Here is a 320-nt window from a genome sequence, read left to right on the forward strand (position 1 = left end):
AACTGCATCAGCCGCGGCATGCCGCAGGCGCGCGCCGCCTCGATCTGGCCGAAGGGAACTGAAAGCAGCCCGCCGCGGATGATCTCGCTGGCATAGGCGGCGGTATTCATCGTCAGTGCCAGCACCGCGCACCAGTAGGGGTCGCGCAGGAAGGGCCAGAATATGCTGTGACGGACAGCCGGAAACTGGCTGAGACCGTAATAGAGCAGGAAGATCTGGACGAGCAGCGGCGCGCCGCGGAAGACGAAGACGTAAGCGCGGGCAATCCACTCCAGTCCCTTGTTGCCGGACAGGCGGCAAAGCGCGATGGCTAGTGCCAG

1 protein-coding gene is annotated in these 320 nt (G+C 64.4%); it reads right to left on the reverse strand.

Going from position 1 to position 320, the window contains the following annotated elements; genetic code table 11:
• Positions 1–320, reverse strand: a 320-nt coding sequence (locus SB724_RS19680) for an ABC transporter permease subunit (protein ID WP_410572471.1), incomplete at both ends; no start/stop codon positions are given.

Source organism: Bacillus sp. SIMBA_031 (assembly GCF_046535225.1).
GTDB classification, from domain to species: Bacteria; Bacillota; Bacilli; order Bacillales; family Bacillaceae; genus Bacillus; species Bacillus velezensis.